This is a genomic window from Bacillus sp. 22446 (assembly GCF_052044955.1).
GTDB lineage: Bacteria > Bacillota > Bacilli > Bacillales > Bacillaceae > Bacillus > Bacillus altitudinis.
Map to the genome: position 1 here is coordinate 363706 of NZ_JBQEOD010000002.1, position 16712 is coordinate 380417.

A 16712-nucleotide genomic window follows, 5' to 3' on the forward strand; every position below is an offset into this window, starting at 1 on the left:
AAGAGATGCCTTTTTTTCATGTCTAAAGATTAATCAGCTAACTTGTTTTGCAGCTGATGAACAATTTTATTGATTGTCGAAAAGTGCTCGGTCAATAGTTCCTCATCTGCAAATTGAATATCAAAAACCTCTTCTAATTCCAAAATGAGTGAAACTGCTTTAATTGAATCGAGACCGTGATTTGTTAACTCTTCATCTGCACCAATAGAAATCTTGCTATCATCGTCCAAAGAACGCAGGACCAAATCCTTTACTTGACTTGATAGTGAAAGGGCATCCGTCGTTTCATTCATCTGCAACGCTCCTCTTTACAAATTTTCTATTCTTTACATAAATTAACTATATTAGAATGGAAAAACATTGTAAAGCAGTTTCGATATAAATAGGAATTGTTGATCATTCTCTTCAAATGAAAAATTTGGTAGAGTGAGAAGAAAAGAGACTGGGAAGGATGGATCAATCCATGAATAAAACAGACCTTATGCAGCACATTCCCTTATTAAAAAAAGCGATCTCCATAGACCAAATTGATAAAGGCTATTCTCAAGATGAAAAATGGGTCGTGACGATGTCATCAGGTGAAAAGTATGTCCTTCGATTCACAGATCAAGACCAATATGACAAAATAAAGACGCAATTTGAGCTCCTTTCCCAATTAAGACGTCACGGTGTTCAGTGTGCTGATCCAGTGAAAATGGGTGTTCTAGATGAAACACAGCAAGTGTACTATATTTTATCGTTTGTAGAAGGTCAAGAAGCAAAAGAAATCATGAGTCAGTTAACAGAAGAACAGCAGTATGCGATCGGGGTAAGTGCAGGACAGGATTTACGAAACATGCATACATACCCAGCGCCATCTCACATCGAACCTTGGGAAGAGCGTGTTGTGAAAAAGCATCATCGATATTTAGCTGCTTATCGGGAAAGCGGTATCTCCATAGAAGGGGATGAAAAAGTTGCGCAGTTTATCTCACAGCACATAGATAAGGTGAAGGGAAGGCCTAACCAATTTCAGCACGATGACTTTCATTTAGGGAATATTATTATAAAGAATGATAAATATGCAGGCGTTATTGATTTTAATAATTTTGATTGGGGAGACCCTATTCATGATTTTTATAAAGTAGCTCTTTTCAGTAGAGAAACAAGTGAAGCCTTTGCGGCTGGTCAAATAAATGGGTATTTTGATGGGGAAATACCAGCTGATTTTTGGCAGCTTTACTCTGTATATGTCGCAATGAGCATCTTTTCATCGATTATGTGGGTCATTAAATTTGATCCAGGTCAAATGGATGAGATGATCGAAAGACTAGAAAATGTATTAAAAGATCATGATTATTTTCGTCAAATAGAACCTCATTGGTATACGCGTATCACTAGATAACAGTGAAATATAGGACGATTAGGCAGTGATGGAAGTCACTGCCTTTTATGTTATAATGATACAAATTACACATTGTCATGAGTAGAAACATTTTATATAATCCAAACAAGGATCGAAAAAGTTGTAAAAAAATTCCGTTTTTTGTTGAAAAAGAGCAAAAGGCTGGTGATGGATTGAAACAAATCGACAAAGATTCAAAGCAGTTATGGCGTGTATATTTATGGACACTCTCATTTTTAAAGCCTTATACAGGTAAAGTGATTCTAGTCATTATGAGTGGATTCGTTATTACCTTGAGCGAACTCATTATACCTAAATTTATTCAATATTTTATTGAAACGATTTTGCCAGCAAAAGACTTTTCTAAAATGAATGGATTATTGTTAGGCCTGACTGGCTTGATAGCACTTGGTATTATACTGACAGCTGCACGAAATTTATGGCAAAGAAAATTAATCGAACAAGCCTCAAGAGATTCACAATTTGCTGCCTTCCAGCAAATCCGTCAACTCGGTTTCTCATACTACGAACAACATTCTGTTAGTGAAACACTCTCCTTTGTTAACACACAAACACGAGCTGTACAAGAAATTTACAGACGATACTTCCCACAATTTATCAATCAGACACTATTTATCGCCATCTCACTATACTTTATGATACAAATTTCTATCTTACTCACTCTCATCATTATTCCAAGTTTTATTCTCTACTATATCTTTGGCCCTTGGCTTGAAAAAAAGGCAACGATCTACGGAAGACAAAGTGCAGAAGGTTTTCGCACGTTGCAAACAAAATTATACGAAAGTCTTGCTTCAATGGAAGAGCTTAGAATTTTAGGTTATATGAATTGGGACATGGAGCGGATTCAAAAGCTGCATGAACAGGTCCGCCAAGATCATGAAAAAAATGTTTTTTTCGCTTACTTACGAGGAAGCAACCGCAGGCTCACTTATTATATTGGTGCTCTAGCTACATTTGCTCTCGGCATCTCCCTTGTAAATACTGGTCAGCTGACGACAGGCGGTTTTGTGGCATATATACTATATTATTTTTCAGCAATGCACATGCTTACTTCTATTGTCACACTTCTAACAGAACAACGAATCTTAACCTTTCAAATTGAACCTTTATACCATTTTATGAAAAAAACACCCGATATTAGAGAGCCTCGTCAGCCTATGCTGCTTGATCAAGTCGAAGGCGATATCGTGTTTCATGACGTTGATTTTCATTATCCCAATCATCCTCCTTTATTAAAGGGGATGAATCTACATATTCGACGTGGTGAAAAAGTGGCGCTTGTCGGTACGAGCGGTGGAGGGAAAACATCGCTTCTTAAATTAATTGGACGCTTTTATGATCCCTCATCTGGGATGATCACACTTGATGGAGTTGATTTGCGCTGTTTACCTACTAGTCAAATAAGAGGTGCGATGGGGTTTGTTTTTCAAGAAACGTTTTTATTTAATATGAGTGTAAAGGACAATATTCGTTTTGGAGATACAAGTCTTTCAGATCAACAGATCATTGAAGCCGCTAAAAAAGCTGATTGCGACTCATTTATAAGAGAACTAGAAAACAGATACGACACCATACTTGGTGAAAGAGGATTAAAACTTTCTGGTGGTCAAAAGCAAAAGATCGCGATTGCCCGGCTATTTGCTAAAAATCCAAGTGTTGTATTACTCGATGAAGCAACAGCATCTCTTGACAGTGTCAGCGAGCAAAAAGTCCAGCAGGCATTACATCAAACATTTAAGGAATCTACTGTCATTGCAGTCGCACATCGTTTATCTACTGTAAGACATTTTGACAGAATTATTTTGATAGAAGACGGTCGTATGTTAGAAACTGGACATTTTAATGAATTGATGAGAAAAAAGGGACATTTTTATCAATTGGCGTCTGACCGTTCAGAAAAGGAGGCAGGTGTAACATGAGGAAAAATTGGCTGTTTCTTTTGATCACAAAGCAAAAATGGATGCTCATCCTCGCTCTTTTACTCGTTTTGATTGAAGCAGCAGCTAATTTAGCCATGATCGGGCTGCAAAAGTGGCTCATTGACGATGTCCTTTTGAATAGCGGCAATCAACAATTTCCTCATATCTTGATGCTGTTTGCCATCATTTTTCTTGTCTATGTTGTCATGTTTGTCGCCAGCCCATATGTGATGCACAAAAACTACCTTACCATCCACCATTCATTACAGAAAAAGATGTTAGATCAGCTTCAGCAAGTATCGATGAGATCATATAAAATTCATCCAGTTAGTTATTATTTACACAAGCTTAACCAAGATGTAAAGACAGTCGCTGTCACAGCTGCTTTACATATACCGAAAATTGTACAAACCATTTTTATGGCCGTTGTGTTATCGATCATTTTACTATCTGTGAGTCCTGTATTATTTCTCTTGCTTCTTTTTGCAAGTACGTGTTATTTCATTGTCGGTAAAAAAATGGCGAAAACGGCAACAAACATCGCAAAAGAAGTGCAAGAGAGAAAGTCAGATCTATTCGTGCATGTCGAAGAAGGAATTTCTTCTACAAGAGAAGTGGTTGCATTTGATCGACGCAAATGGGAAATCGGTTTGTATGAAAAGCTATTTAACAAGATGATGGATCGTGTCATTAAAGAAGGTAAGTTTCAAAATAAGCTTCTATTTTTAACAGAACCATTGAAATGGTTTGGAATACTATCTGTGCTTGTGTTTGGCACATATCAAGTAACAGCAGGAAACATGTCAATCGGCTTGTTTGTCGTCATTTACCAATATGCTTCTCAATTAATGAAAAGTTATCAGGAGTTATTCCAGTATGTATTTGAATTTTTCCAGCAGCGTGCATCTGTTCATCGAATTGCAGACGTACTGCAAATAGAAAACGAAGAAAAAGGAACGAAGCGAATACATTCTGTGGAAGATGTGGTGTTTGAAGATGTTTGTTTTTCTTATGAACAAACATCTAAAGGGGCTTTAAACGACTTGAATCTTCATATTCCAAAAGGAAAAAAAGTGGCCATTGTTGGAGCGAGCGGCAGCGGGAAATCGACTATCTCAAAGCTGGCACTTGGACTTTATCAACCGGATAGCGGAAACGTTTTAGTAAATGGCGTTGAACGATCAGAGATAGAGCCATCTCATTTCTTAAAACGAGTAGCCGTTGTCCCGCAAGAACCCTATTTCTTCCCAGACACCATACGTCTCAATCTCATCATGGGATTAACTGATATTACTGAAGAACAACTTGAACAGGTTTGTGAGATTGCACAAATTCTTCCCTTCATTAAAGGACTTGAAAAAGGATTTGATACAGTCATTGGAGAGAGGGGAATTTCCTTGTCAGGGGGACAACGACAGCGTTTAGCTATCGCTAGAGCGCTTTTAAAACAGGCTGATTTTCTGATATTAGATGAGGCGACATCGGCCCTTGACCGGCAGACAGAAAGGCAGGTTCAAAAAGGGATAGACGATGCAAAAGGAGGAAGCACTTTGCTTGTAATTGCACACAGATTATCGACCATACAAAATGCAGATATGATCTATGTACTTGAAGACGGTGCTGTTCAAGGCTGCGGTACTCATGAGGAGCTGATGGAAGCCTCCTCGCATTACCGCTCTTTATTTATGGCGCAGGTCATCACAGCGTCTTAGTCAGTTTGGTGTTGACCAAAGTAAAGAGTCGATCTAAGGTGCGGAAGTGGTCAGGATGTAATTCTTCGTCTTCAAACGCAATGTGAAAGGTGTCCTCTAATGAAATAACAAAAGAGACAATTTGGACAGAATTTAATCCTAAAGCTTTTAAACTATCATCAAGGCCTGGCTGCTCAGTGAGCGACAACTTATTCATCACAAGTTGGACAATTTTTTCTTCAACTTCTGTTCGTGTCAGTTCATTCATGTCGTGGCTCCTTTCTAAAAGATTAATATGTGTTATATTTTGGTGGATTAAGGAGAAAATTGCAATTGTTTTTATCAATCTATCATAAGGGGTGGCATTCATTGTCATATGTAAGCTATCAAAAAAATAATGTTCGTGTGGTATTAGGGGCAGATGAATCAGTTCAGAATTTAGTCATCAGTAAAGTACATCCCTATGTTGAGTGCAGCAAAATAACAGACAGACCTGAAGGAGACGTTTGGACGATTTTAACCAGCAAATATGCACAAGACATACAAACAGAAGTGCCACTTGAAGAAGTCTTTTATCAAACCAAGATGGAACCTCGCTGCCGCTACCTGTATCACGGAGAGAAGAAAGTCGTTGTAATAGATGAACCAAAAGATGTCAGATGGACAGCACAACACGCACTGCGATTAATAAGAGTACTGCTTCGCCTTTTGTGTTATCAGGATGGACTTGTCTATTTGCATGGCGGCATGATGGAGATGAATCAAAAAGGGGTTGCACTAGTAGGCGGATCAAGAGCGGGCAAAACATCCACCATTTTATCCTTGTTATCCTTAACCGATGCAACGTACATCACAAACGATGATATAGGGATTTCATATACGAACAACGAGTACAAAGGAACTGGTTGGCCGAGATCTATGAGTATTCGGAAAGATTCTTTTGAAGCCATTGAAAAGTTTGATACACCATATAGGCTTCAAACATCGAGTCACCCATTTAATGAAGATGATAAGAACTATCATTTCGTCTATCCGGAGGAATTAGAAAAATGGTTTTCACGTGAAGTCAAAACAATGGGGAAAATTGACGTCATGGTGTTTCCTGAGTTTTTACCTCATGGGCAAACGGGCGCCACACTTTCGAAAATCAGTCCACATGAAGCAGGGGAACGTCTAAAGGAGCACGCAGTCATCAATCCTGGAAGACATAATGAGTTCCTCTTACCATATTTCACATTACCGACACCCGAAGCGCTAGAACCATTTCTTAAACATCTAGCGGAAAAGATCCCTTGTTATTCATTAAAACAGGCATTTACTTCTTTAGAGAAAGGAACCTTTCTCATTCAAGAGCTTCTTGAACAATCCGATATTGTCGTGTAAGACGTTTTGGAGGTGAGTCATGGTTGAGCAGGAGTATAAATATTTGTTGTCACAAGCAGATTTTCAACACATCTACAACATATTAAGTCAAAATCATAAACCCGCGTATCTACTTAACTTCAATTACTATTATGACACCTCAGATTTTTTATTAAAACGATATGGCTATACCGTACGGGTCCGTCAAACCAGCGGCAAACGAACACTTGAGATCAAATGTCCCAGTCAAACGTCTGGTTATAAAAGAGTAAGAGAAGAAAAGTCATTTCCTATTGAGGATCTACCGCAAAAACTAGATGTACAGAACATCGTAACGTCTTTACCTTTTACAATGACTGAACAGCCAGAGTTGTTAGGACTATTGGTTACTGAACGAACTACCTTTTATATCGAGACAGGCATCAAAGTGGATTTGGATCAAAGCAGCTATCTTGGCATCACAGATCATGAATTAGAAATTGAATATGACAGTGAAAAAGCATATGAGGCAGCTCAATGGTTTCATAGACTAACGGATGATTTGGACATACCAGTCAATCGAAAAGGGAAACGCTCTCGATTTATCACTAGATTTAAATCACTATACGGGAAGGAGTAATCCACATGCGGGCTGTTTTGGATCAATCCACTCTCTCAAATGAAGAGAGGCTACTATTACTTGGCTCACGTATTCAATTAAATGAAAAAGAAGAAGAGTTGATGAGAGATGTATTAAAAGATGGCATCGATGTACCTCAATTGATTGGACTTGCATCAAGACATAAGGTACTTCAACTGATGACGCCTCATTTGATTCGCCTTGATGATGAAAAAAAAATCACGACAACCTACAAATTTTTACTTCATTATCATTATATCGGGAATCGCCAAAAAAATATGGAGAGATTCAAGGAATTAAAGCGTCTTTTACAAACATTTCGAAAAGCAAAGCTGAAAGCAGTCCCTCTAAAAGGAGCCATTTTAACGCCTCTTGTTTACAAAGATTATGGACTCCGAATGATGTCAGACATTGATTTCTTAATTCATCCAGATGATCGAAAAAGAGCTTCTTCATTGCTCAAGGAGGAAGGGTTTATCATCGGTAAATATGACTGGGCAACCGATCAAGAAATACCGATTTCCCGAGAAGAAGAAATGATGTGGAGAATGAATGCCGGAAATCTTTATTCACATATTAAACGGAGCGGAGAAGACTTTTTGAAGGTTCACCGTGTTGATTTTTCATACGATGTTGAGCTGAAAAAAAACTACGACGCGACAAATGCCTTGCTAGATGCTGCTAATGAAAAGTCATTTTTGCAAACGGATACTTATATGCTTGAACCTTTAGATTTTCTCATTCATCTTGCTTTCCATTTATACAAGGAAGCAACAAATGTGCAGTATGTCTATTTACATGCAGATCTCAATTTGATTAAGTTTTGCGATGTAAGGGAGTACGTCAAGTTTGCTGAAGAGCAAAACCAACTTGATTGGCATGCTTTGCAAGCAAGAGCGAAGGAATTAGGGGCCGAAAAAGCACTTTTTTACACGTTTACGTTTGTAGATTTATTGTATCAAACGAACTATATTGATCAATTGCAGCAGTTAGACATGAGTGACCAATCGTTCTTAGAAGCCTATGGAGAAAATGATTTCGGTTCTTCGAAAATGTGGAAGAAATCTTTTGTTGAGCGTTTTTTCAGCTTGGATAATCGTGATGAGCTTGAAGAGGAGCCTATCGTACAGCTGTTCCCTGAAAGGCAGTAGCAAAATGAAGAGGAGGATTCTATATGGAGATAAAAGCGCTTTTTGAAAAGCCGAAGAACGATTTTCCTTATGAAAAATCATTTGTGTTTGCAGGTATTCATTTTCACATTTTATCAACCGAATCGCTGGCAATTGAAGATATCGAACATTATATCCCGAAAGAACCAGACAGCCATGTGGGGGATATGCCTTCACAGATTGATATACGGTTCATCATTGATCCTGACCTTGAACAGTCCGTTCGCAATGCGTGCTTTCAAAAGGGTGAAACGATTACAGCAAAAAGGAAGTTTACTTACAAACGATTGAAATTAGACGATCAAGTATTGTTTGCCTCGCATGAAGGTGACGAGCCGCACAGTGTGGCGGTCTTTAAAGGGCGTTATGCTGTGATTGGAAAAAACAATAATGAATCTGCGATACGCTGTCCACTGCGAATCGTTCGAGAAATTGCCCTTAGAACATTAGAAAACCAAGGTGGATGCTTTACGCATGCAGCGGCTGTCTCTTTTGAAGATGGCCAAAAAGGAGCGCTCATTATTGGCGATAAAGGTGCCGGGAAGTCAACCACTATGTGGCAGTTTTTGCATCATGGAGGAGCGGATTTTATCACAAACGATCGTTCCATTTCAGTGCTTGAAGATCAGGAGCTTACTGTGTATGGATGGCCGATGTGCTTGGCGCTTGGAGTAGGAACCGTCCAAGCCACAACAAATATACAGGAATTGAAAAACAAAAAATTCAGCCGGTCTCAAGATCAAAGAATATGGGATGAAACCATATCAACAGAGGAAGAAGCAAAAGAAAAATGGGCGAGCGGCTGTAAGTTTGAAATTACACCAAAAGAAGCTGCTGACATGACAGGAACAACGATTCGGAGCTCTACGAAAGTAAATATGGTGATTTTCCCTTCACTCAAAATAGGATCAGGTGAGATCAGGCTTGTACCAGTAAAAAAAGATGATCAGAGAGCAAAAGATATCATGGTCGCCAATATAAGAGAACCAGAAGATCCTGACTATTTAAAAGGCTGGCTCGGCCTTCGGCATGTGTCAGATACCTTTCTGGAACAAAAGGCATCTGAGCTGATCCATCATTTATTCAATATGCCATGTTTTTATTTAGAGGGTGATCCACGGTATCTGCAGGACGCGATTCCAGATTTATTAAACAAAAAAGTGAGTTCCATTTAAAGAGACGATTGTCTAAACATTCGTTTGAGCCGGTCTTCACGCTTTTTCATCAGTTCGTGATCTGCTGGCAGCATGATTTGAAAGAGCATGTCGGCAATCGGCCGAGCGAGCCTTTCGTCAGAGTTTAAGAGAATACAAACACCTAATTTACGCTTTGGAATGAAGCCAATATAGGAGGTGAAGCCTTTAATTTCTCCGCTATGTTCAGCTAAGGTGAATCCGTTAAAAGGTCTCAAAAACCATGAAAGACCAACACCTCTAGTGAAATCTTCTTCAACCATAACGGGGCTTTGCATTTCTTTTAGCGAATGCTGATGAAGCAGACGGTTTCCGTCGTATTGAGCTTGAATGAATCGAATCAAATCGTCTGCTGTAGAGAATAGTCCGCTTGAACCGTCCTCCCAAGATGGTGTTTCAGCACTTGGATAAGATATGCCGGAAAGACCAGAGGAAGAAAGGGTATACCCTTTGGCTGTGGATGCTGTTTCAATAAATCCAGTTTGCTGCAAATCGAGCGGTTCTAGTATGTGGGTATGCACTAATTCTCTAAATGGCTGTTGACTCACTTTTTCTAGTACTTTACTTAAGATTGAATAGCCAAGACTGGAATAATTGATGATAGACCAAGGCGGTGTAAAAATAGTCAGTATTTCCATGCACTGAGCTAATGTCATATCTCGCAGATGAGTTGTTTTATCGAGTGTTTTGGGCAGGCCTGAGATATGAGAGGCAATCATTCGGAAAGTGAGTGGAATTGGTTCAGATATGTGACTTTTTATGAAAGAAAGTAAAGGTTCGTAAGTATGAATAGGCTCATCGAGTTGAATCAATCCTTCCTCTCGTATTTTCATCATGACCATTGCAGTAAAAGGCTTAGTCACAGAACCAATTCGAAAGGTTGTGTCTTTTGTAACAGGGGTGCCGCTTTCAATATCAGCTAGGCCCTCATGCCACGACCAAATGTGCTTATCTTCATGAGAAATACAAATAGAGCAGCCAGGAATTTGATGTTGATTCAATAACTTCTTAATATCAGTGGTTGTATCTTGCAAGCGTTGTAGGATCGATTCATTGATCAAAATAGACACCTCTTTCATACAGAATATATATATATTACCAAATGTTTCATGTTGTTTTAAGGTAAAGGATCAATATTTTTATATTTTAAAAGAGAGCGGGCGATTGATAATGAAAACAATTCAAAAAACCATTCTTGATATTTTAAAAGGTGATGGCCAGGATATCGAACAAATTCCATATGAGCTTGTAGAACGTAAAGGAGTAGGGCATCCAGATACGATGTGTGACGCCATCGCAGAAAGAGCTTCTCAATATTATTCTCAATATTGCATGGAGCATTTCGGCAGAGTAGCACACCACTGGTTTGACAAAGTGATGCTTCTTGGCGGAGATGCTGATGTATCGTACGGAAAAGGAACAATGGTCAAACCTTATCAAGTTGTGTTTGCTGGAAAAGGGGCATATGCATACGGTGATGAGCCGATTCCTCTTAAAAAGATTCTTTTCGATGCAGCCAAAGATGTGTTATCAGAGGTGACGACCGGATTTGATGCTGACGAACATCTCGTCATTGACTGCCGGATTGTTGATCATCAAGGGGCAGGGCGTAAAAATTCAAGATATCGTCCGATGGTTGAAACAGACATGATCGAAATCGGGGATCCAAAGCTTGTTTCAAATGACTGTAATTTACTGCATGCTCATGCCCCGTTAAGCCGTCTTGAGAAACTCGTTCTCTATACAGAGCGTTATGTGAATGGACCAGAATTTAAAAAGGTGAACCCAGATACCGGCTGGGATGTGAAAATATTTGGAAGCAGACGTCATGAAGATTTCAAACTCATAGTAAACATGCCTTTTCTAGCAAAAGATATTCATAGTCTTGAGGAATATTTTTCCCGTAAAAAAGAATGTCAGGATCAAATTGCTCGCTATATTCATGAAACGTTAGGACTTACGCCTGATCTTATGCTGAACGCAACAGATCGCAATGGTCGCCCGTACTTAACAGCACTTGGTTCTGTAGCAGATACAGGCGATGTAGGTGTTGTTGGAAGAGGAAATCGATTAAATGGATTGATCACCCCAATGCGGTCTATGAGTATTGAAGCGCCGGCTGGTAAAAACCCGCTTGATCATACAGGGAAATTGTATGGAGTGCTCGCACAACGATTGGCAGATCAAATTTTTGAGACCATTCAAAAGCCAACAGAAGTGCATATCTTTACTTCAAAAGAAGCACCGCTCCACAACCCTGATGAAATTGCCGTCCGTATTGAACAGTGGGATGGAAATGAAGTGGATAGAAAGAGAATTGAAGACATTGTCATGAATGCGGTCCATTCGATGGGCGATGTGACAAAAGATTTAATTTTTAAAGGCGTGACAATGTGGTAATAAGGATGAAAGAAAAAGTCATTGATGCCGTTCATGCATGTATTCATACAAAAGAACCCATGGCAGTGACCATTCATCCATATGAAATTGAAAAACACCAACAATTGAATCAACATCATCTTCTATTGATGCTAAAGCCTGAATTAACGAGTATCCACAAAGGTGTACAGCTTGATCGAATATTAGATGAACTTTTCCTACGCTTAGATAATCATGATGTAGAAATAGGAGCCGTGCGCGTTATATCATCCTTATATTTGAAAGAAAAGAAAATAATAGAAAAACAATATGGGATGCTGAACAAAATCTCTAAAAACGGTCTGAGTGAATTGTCAGATACGGCAAAAAAGATGCTGTTCTTTAAATATCCAGAGTTTAAACAGAAGGAACATTTCATATATGGAGGCCATCAATTTTTACAAAAGTACGAAGAGCTTACGCCATATGGTTTAGAGCTTCTTACACGGAACATGAAGGTGGACAAGCTAGGGGCGGGCACATACGCCATAAAGGCCGAGGTGGATGGAGAACAGATGCTTCTGCTCAATTCATTCCATCCTTGTCAAATTGAGTGGTTCACTGCACCTGCAAAGTCTATTATCGTCATGGAATGTTTTTCAAAGAAGCCTATGAGGATGTTAAGAGAAGACTTTATCGGTGCAACGGACCCTAAAGAGGCAAAAGCAGGTTCTTTTAAACACATGCTGCTGTCGGAGCAAAAACAGTTTGGTTTAACGAACGTGTGTACTCGATTTAATGGCATTCACCTGTCACCAGGACCTGTAGAAGCAATGGCGGGAATGATTCACTATTTTCGTACACCTGAAACAAGGCTGACTCCCGCACATACACTTTTTGGCCAGTTGTTAAAGAAAAGTGGCTTTTCGGAGGAATCACTAGATCTGTTATGTGAAGATGTGTCCATTCATTCAAGCGAAGTGCCAGTATTTGAATTAACTGAAAACCTCAATTGGGATGAATCATTAGATCTGTTAACAAAAGTGAGAAACGACATTCAAAAGCATGAACGTGTTCTTTAACAGGGGGGAACCACTTGAATAATGAAGGAGCTAGCCAGCGAATATGGATTGTTGGTCCACCTGGATCTGGAAAAACGACCCTTGCCCATCACTTGAAACAGGAATTCATGTTACCTCACTATGAGCTCGATGCCCTATTTTGGCAAGCGAACTGGAAAAAAACAGATCGGAAGTTGTTTATCGATAACGTCCATGAAGTTGTTAAACAAAAGAAATGGGTGATTGATGGTCAATATTCATCTGTTCACCATATCTTGACTGAATATGCTGATACGATCATATGGCTTGATGTGAAGAGAAGGAAGACATTCCCCCGTCTCATGAAAAGGACGTTCAAGCGGCTCATGACAAGGGAAAAACTTTGGAATGGAAATAAGGAGCGACTAGGTAATGCGCTCCAATTTTTCTCATATGCCTTTCATGTGTATCCAGAGGTGCTCCATCAAAACGAGAAGCTTTTTCATAAATTAAAAAAAGAATCACGTGTGAAATGCCTACGCATAGACAAGCAGGAAGCAGCAGATCTGGTACTTAGGAAAATCAAAAACCTTGAGAAAAAGGGGTGAGGACATGATGAAATCTGATGATGCTGATAATGTCCTGAAATATTGGTTTTCGGAACAGCCAATCCGCTTAACACCTTTAAACGGAAGAAGCCCTAATGAAGGCTGGCTTGTAGAGGATGCTAAAAACCGCTTTGTCTTAAAAAAATGTGCGAGAAATCATGATGCAAAGTGGCTTCAATATTTAGAAGATTTAACAGATGCTTTGCTTGATCATGGTTTCCCGATTCAACCAATGATAGAGGCAGAGAACGGTCGTAAAACCATTTTATTCAAAGAACATTTTTGGCAGTTGCGGCCCTATTTTGAAGGAAGGCCATATGAAATGGGAAATCGTTCAGATGAACAAGAAGCCATTCGGGTATTAAGACAACTTCATTCATTAAAGAACTTACCGAAAGGGCCTGTGAATCCAAACTGTGAATTGAAAAACTGGATAACTTCACCGGACGAAACACTGGATAAGACGGCAAGTGTATTAAAGAAAGTCGTTTCTTCTAAAAAGGCTGCTTCTTTGCTTAAAGTGTATGAACAGGAGCTGATGAATGTACTCACGCTGCTAAATCCTAGTCTGTATGAGGCATTACCACATGCTGTCACACATGGTGATTTTCATTCTGGCAACCTGCTCATCCGTCATAAGAAGCTCGCCATGGTTCTTGATTTTGATACAGCAGGTTATAGACCACGAATTTATGATGCAGCCATATCTGCTTTTTTGTTAACGAGAATCAAGCGGGGAACATTTCAACTAGATATTGTGAAAACGATTCAATTTTTAAAGGCATATGCCGATGACCTATCTGAAAACGAGTGGCGTTCTATATCTGGTTTTATCAGACTTTTATATATTCCGACAGGGCGGTATTTAACACTTCTGCATACTTACACACCTCACTTATTGAACTGGTATATTGATTGGTCCTTGGAAGCACTAGAATCTGCATCAAGCCAGCTGAAAGAAGAATGGTATCTCCAAAAGGAGATGAGGATTTGAAGGTTGCTGTTGTCACTGGTGGAAATAGAGGCATTGGAAAAGAAGTGTGCAGACAGCTTGCGCAAGATGGCATGCTTGTCATTTTAACAGCACGGCAGATTGAAAATGCTGAATTAGCTGCTTCTGATATAAATGAGCAGGTTGTGCCATACCAGCTGGATGTGACAAACGAAGAGTCGGTTGAACGTCTGTCGGCTTTTATAAAGGATTCGTACGGAAGAGTGGATGTGCTGATTAATAATGCGGGAGTCTTTCTTGACAACATAATGGATGACGCCTTTCCATCTTTTTTAGATCTTCCTGTATCGACACTTCAAGAAACGATGAATGTCAATGTGTATGGCGCAGCCAGAATGACCAAGGCGGTTTTCCCTTACATGAAAGAGGCTGGATATGGACGAATCGTCAATGTATCTAGCGGCATGGGAAGGCTCTCCGCCATCTCCGCTTCAAACGATGTTAGGCGTGATGGAAAAAGCGGTCCTTACTACAGGATGTCAAAAGCGGCTTTGCACGTTCTGACAAAAGTCACGGCTTTAGAGGGGGCGCCATTTTCTATTCTTGCGAATGCAGTTTGTCCTGGCTGGGTACAAACGGACATGGGGACATCAGAGGCTGTTAAAACTGTACAGGAAGGTGCATCAGGAATCGTATGGGCGGCACAGCTCCCCCGAGATGGACCAACAGGAGAGCTACTAAGAGACGGTAAAAGACTTCAGTGGTAAGAGGAGGCAGCTACATGCGAGGGATGAAAGAAAAGACAGTGATTGTGACAGGCGGGGCGCAGGGGATTGGATATGCGGTCGCAGAACGAGCAGCACAAGAAGGTGCGCAAGTCGTCATTGCTGATCACCATGTAGATTACGGATTAGCAGCAGAAAAAAGGCTCAAAGAAATTGGATATGATGTGTTGTTTATAGAAGCTGATATTGCTGATGAGGCAGCCATTGTCTCAATGGTAGAAAGAACAGTCGATCATTTTGGGAAAATTGACATGCTTGTGAATTGTGCAGCCGTTTTTATCATGCGTGGCCTTGAAGCTACTGTTGAAGAATGGCGGCGCATCATGGACTTAAATATTATGGGGCAAGCCCTATGTGTCAAACACACGTCACCTTACATGGAGAAAATAGGAAAAGGATCCATTGTAAATATTGCCTCCATTTCAGGTCATATTGCCCAGCCGAAATATTTAACATACAATGCGACAAAAGCAGCCGTCGTGAATATGACGCGATGCATGGCAATGGATTTGGCAGATGCAGGTATTCGTGTGAATGCAGTGAATCCCGGTACGGTGTGGAACAAAAATAACGAACGATTTCACTTAGAAGAACTTGGATTGACAAGAGAGCAAGCAAATCAGCACCCTGATATTGGAGGGATGCACATGTTAAAACGAACAGCTGATCCAGAAGAGATCGCATCTGCTGTCATCTTTCTTCTCTCTGATGAAGCAAGTTTTATCACAGGAGAAAATCTAATGGTTGACGGCGGCTATACTGCCATGTAGAGGAGTAAACATTTTGATGAAATTTGATCTGCACACACATCATCAGCGCTGTGGTCATGCGGAGGGAAACATCAGAGAATATATCGATGAGGCTGTCAAACTAGGTCTAGAATGTATCGGAATATCGGATCACTCCCCGTTTTTTGGTGAAGAGGCTGATCATTTTAAACCATGGGTAGCGATGGCGAAGAGTGAATTTCAATCATATGTAGAGGAAGTCCTGCAATTGAAAAAGGAATATGAGGGGAAAATTCACGTGCTTTTAGGTGTTGAATCTGATTATTTTCCAGAACACGAAGCCCTCTACCGAGACGTGTATCGACATTATCCATTTGATTATATCATTGGCTCGGTTCATGTCAGTAATGGATACGATCTATTCAACCGGAAACGCTGGGAACGAATCACAGAGCAACAAGCAATCATTGAAAAAGAGACGTATTACCAGTTAATTAAGATGTCTGCTGAGAGTCAAATGTTCGACGTTTTAGGGCATATTGACGCCTTAAAAGGTTTTTATCCAGAAATTGCTCATCTCAAAACAGAAGCTGTCGATGATGCACTAAAAGTCATTGCGGAGAGTGGTTCTGTGATTGAAGTGAATACCTCTGGCAAAACAAAAGACTGCGGAGGCTGGTATCCATCAATGGATCTATTAGAGCGAGCCAAATTTTATGGAGTGGATGTCACGTTTGGCTCAGATGCTCATCAGCCCGCCCGCGTGGCAGATGATTGGCTGAAAGTGAAACAAACGCTAAAGGAATTAGGTTACCAGGAATGGTGTATTTTTCAATCTCGTCAAAAGCGAAAATTGGCTCTATAAATTCATAAAAAAGGG

At 39.9% G+C, this 16712-nt stretch carries 17 protein-coding genes; 14 read left to right on the forward strand and 3 right to left on the reverse strand.

All coding sequences use genetic code 11. From position 1 onward, the window contains the following. Positions 1–29: 29 nt before the first annotated feature. A complete protein-coding gene (locus ACTJJD_RS06110; protein ID WP_052463354.1) occupies positions 30–293 on the reverse strand; it encodes an acyl carrier protein in 264 nt (87 codons plus the stop codon). A 170-nt stretch (positions 294–463) separates the two neighbouring features. Here ACTJJD_RS06110 and ACTJJD_RS06115 point away from each other — a divergent pair, with 170 nt between their 5' ends. The 3 genes from ACTJJD_RS06115 (at position 464) to ACTJJD_RS06125 (ending at position 5039) form a co-directional block, all read left to right on the forward strand. After that, entirely contained in the window at positions 464–1384 is a 921-nt protein-coding gene (locus ACTJJD_RS06115; protein WP_440608182.1) for an aminoglycoside phosphotransferase family protein, read from the forward strand. Positions 1385–1557: 173 nt separating this feature from the next. After that, a complete protein-coding gene (locus ACTJJD_RS06120) occupies positions 1558–3327 on the forward strand; it encodes an ABC transporter ATP-binding protein (protein ID WP_440608183.1) in 1770 nt (589 codons plus the stop codon). Then, the gene (locus ACTJJD_RS06125; protein ID WP_440608184.1) at positions 3324–5039 is read left to right on the forward strand and encodes an ABC transporter ATP-binding protein; all 1716 of its coding nucleotides are present in this window, start codon (positions 3324–3326) and stop codon (positions 5037–5039) included. The genes ACTJJD_RS06120 and ACTJJD_RS06125 overlap by 4 nt, the downstream gene beginning before the upstream one ends. Here ACTJJD_RS06125 and ACTJJD_RS06130 read toward each other — a convergent pair. Beyond that, complete coding sequence (locus ACTJJD_RS06130) at positions 5026–5286, reverse strand: acyl carrier protein (RefSeq protein WP_041090484.1); 261 nt, start codon at positions 5284–5286, stop codon at positions 5026–5028. The genes ACTJJD_RS06125 and ACTJJD_RS06130 overlap by 14 nt on opposite strands. Positions 5287–5387: 101 nt before the next feature. Between ACTJJD_RS06130 and ACTJJD_RS06135 the strand changes: the two genes are divergently transcribed. Genes ACTJJD_RS06135 through ACTJJD_RS06150 form a run of 4 tightly spaced genes read left to right on the forward strand, consistent with a single transcriptional unit; the run spans position 5388 to position 9343 of the window. Then, a complete protein-coding gene (locus ACTJJD_RS06135) occupies positions 5388–6401 on the forward strand; it encodes a hypothetical protein (protein ID WP_342498995.1) in 1014 nt (337 codons plus the stop codon). Positions 6402–6420: 19 nt separating this feature from the next. Beyond that, on the forward strand, positions 6421–6999 hold the full coding sequence (locus ACTJJD_RS06140) for a CYTH domain-containing protein (RefSeq protein WP_440608185.1): 579 nt from the start codon (positions 6421–6423) through the stop codon (positions 6997–6999). Between the two features lie 5 nt (positions 7000–7004). After that, positions 7005–8150: a nucleotidyltransferase domain-containing protein gene (locus ACTJJD_RS06145; protein WP_440608186.1), complete on the forward strand. Its 1146-nt coding sequence runs from the start codon at positions 7005–7007 to the stop codon at positions 8148–8150. Positions 8151–8173: 23 nt separating this feature from the next. Beyond that, complete coding sequence (locus tag ACTJJD_RS06150; RefSeq protein ID WP_350391197.1) at positions 8174–9343, forward strand: hypothetical protein; 1170 nt, start codon at positions 8174–8176, stop codon at positions 9341–9343. Here the strand turns inward: ACTJJD_RS06150 and ACTJJD_RS06155 are convergent. Continuing rightward, positions 9340–10422, reverse strand: a complete 1083-nt coding sequence (locus ACTJJD_RS06155) for a serine hydrolase domain-containing protein (RefSeq protein ID WP_335352760.1) — start codon at positions 10420–10422, stop codon at positions 9340–9342. The genes ACTJJD_RS06150 and ACTJJD_RS06155 overlap by 4 nt on opposite strands. Positions 10423–10531: 109 nt before the next feature. Here ACTJJD_RS06155 and ACTJJD_RS06160 point away from each other — a divergent pair, with 109 nt between their 5' ends. Genes ACTJJD_RS06160 through ACTJJD_RS06190 form a run of 7 tightly spaced genes read left to right on the forward strand, consistent with a single transcriptional unit; the run spans position 10532 to position 16697 of the window. Further along, positions 10532–11761: a methionine adenosyltransferase gene (locus tag ACTJJD_RS06160; RefSeq protein ID WP_073413546.1), complete on the forward strand. Its 1230-nt coding sequence runs from the start codon at positions 10532–10534 to the stop codon at positions 11759–11761. Between the two features lie 5 nt (positions 11762–11766). Continuing rightward, positions 11767–12801 carry a hypothetical protein gene (locus ACTJJD_RS06165; RefSeq protein ID WP_342462526.1) on the forward strand — a complete coding sequence of 345 codons (1035 nt, stop codon included), beginning with the start codon at positions 11767–11769 and terminating at the stop codon, positions 12799–12801. 14 nt (positions 12802–12815) lie between these two features. Continuing rightward, positions 12816–13367: an AAA family ATPase gene (locus ACTJJD_RS06170; RefSeq protein ID WP_052472184.1), complete on the forward strand. Its 552-nt coding sequence runs from the start codon at positions 12816–12818 to the stop codon at positions 13365–13367. A gap of 4 nt (positions 13368–13371) precedes the next feature. Next, positions 13372–14361 (forward strand): phosphotransferase enzyme family protein, encoded by a 990-nt coding sequence (locus ACTJJD_RS06175; protein ID WP_178930153.1) that lies wholly within the window; start codon positions 13372–13374, stop codon positions 14359–14361. Beyond that, positions 14358–15086, forward strand: a complete 729-nt coding sequence (locus ACTJJD_RS06180; RefSeq protein WP_041507281.1) for an SDR family NAD(P)-dependent oxidoreductase — start codon at positions 14358–14360, stop codon at positions 15084–15086. The genes ACTJJD_RS06175 and ACTJJD_RS06180 overlap by 4 nt, the downstream gene beginning before the upstream one ends. Before the next feature lie 14 nt (positions 15087–15100). Then, positions 15101–15874 (forward strand): SDR family NAD(P)-dependent oxidoreductase, encoded by a 774-nt coding sequence (locus ACTJJD_RS06185; RefSeq protein WP_058337328.1) that lies wholly within the window; start codon positions 15101–15103, stop codon positions 15872–15874. Between the two features lie 16 nt (positions 15875–15890). Beyond that, on the forward strand, positions 15891–16697 hold the full coding sequence (locus ACTJJD_RS06190; RefSeq protein WP_041090464.1) for a histidinol-phosphatase: 807 nt from the start codon (positions 15891–15893) through the stop codon (positions 16695–16697). The last annotated feature ends 15 nt before the right edge of the window (positions 16698–16712 follow it).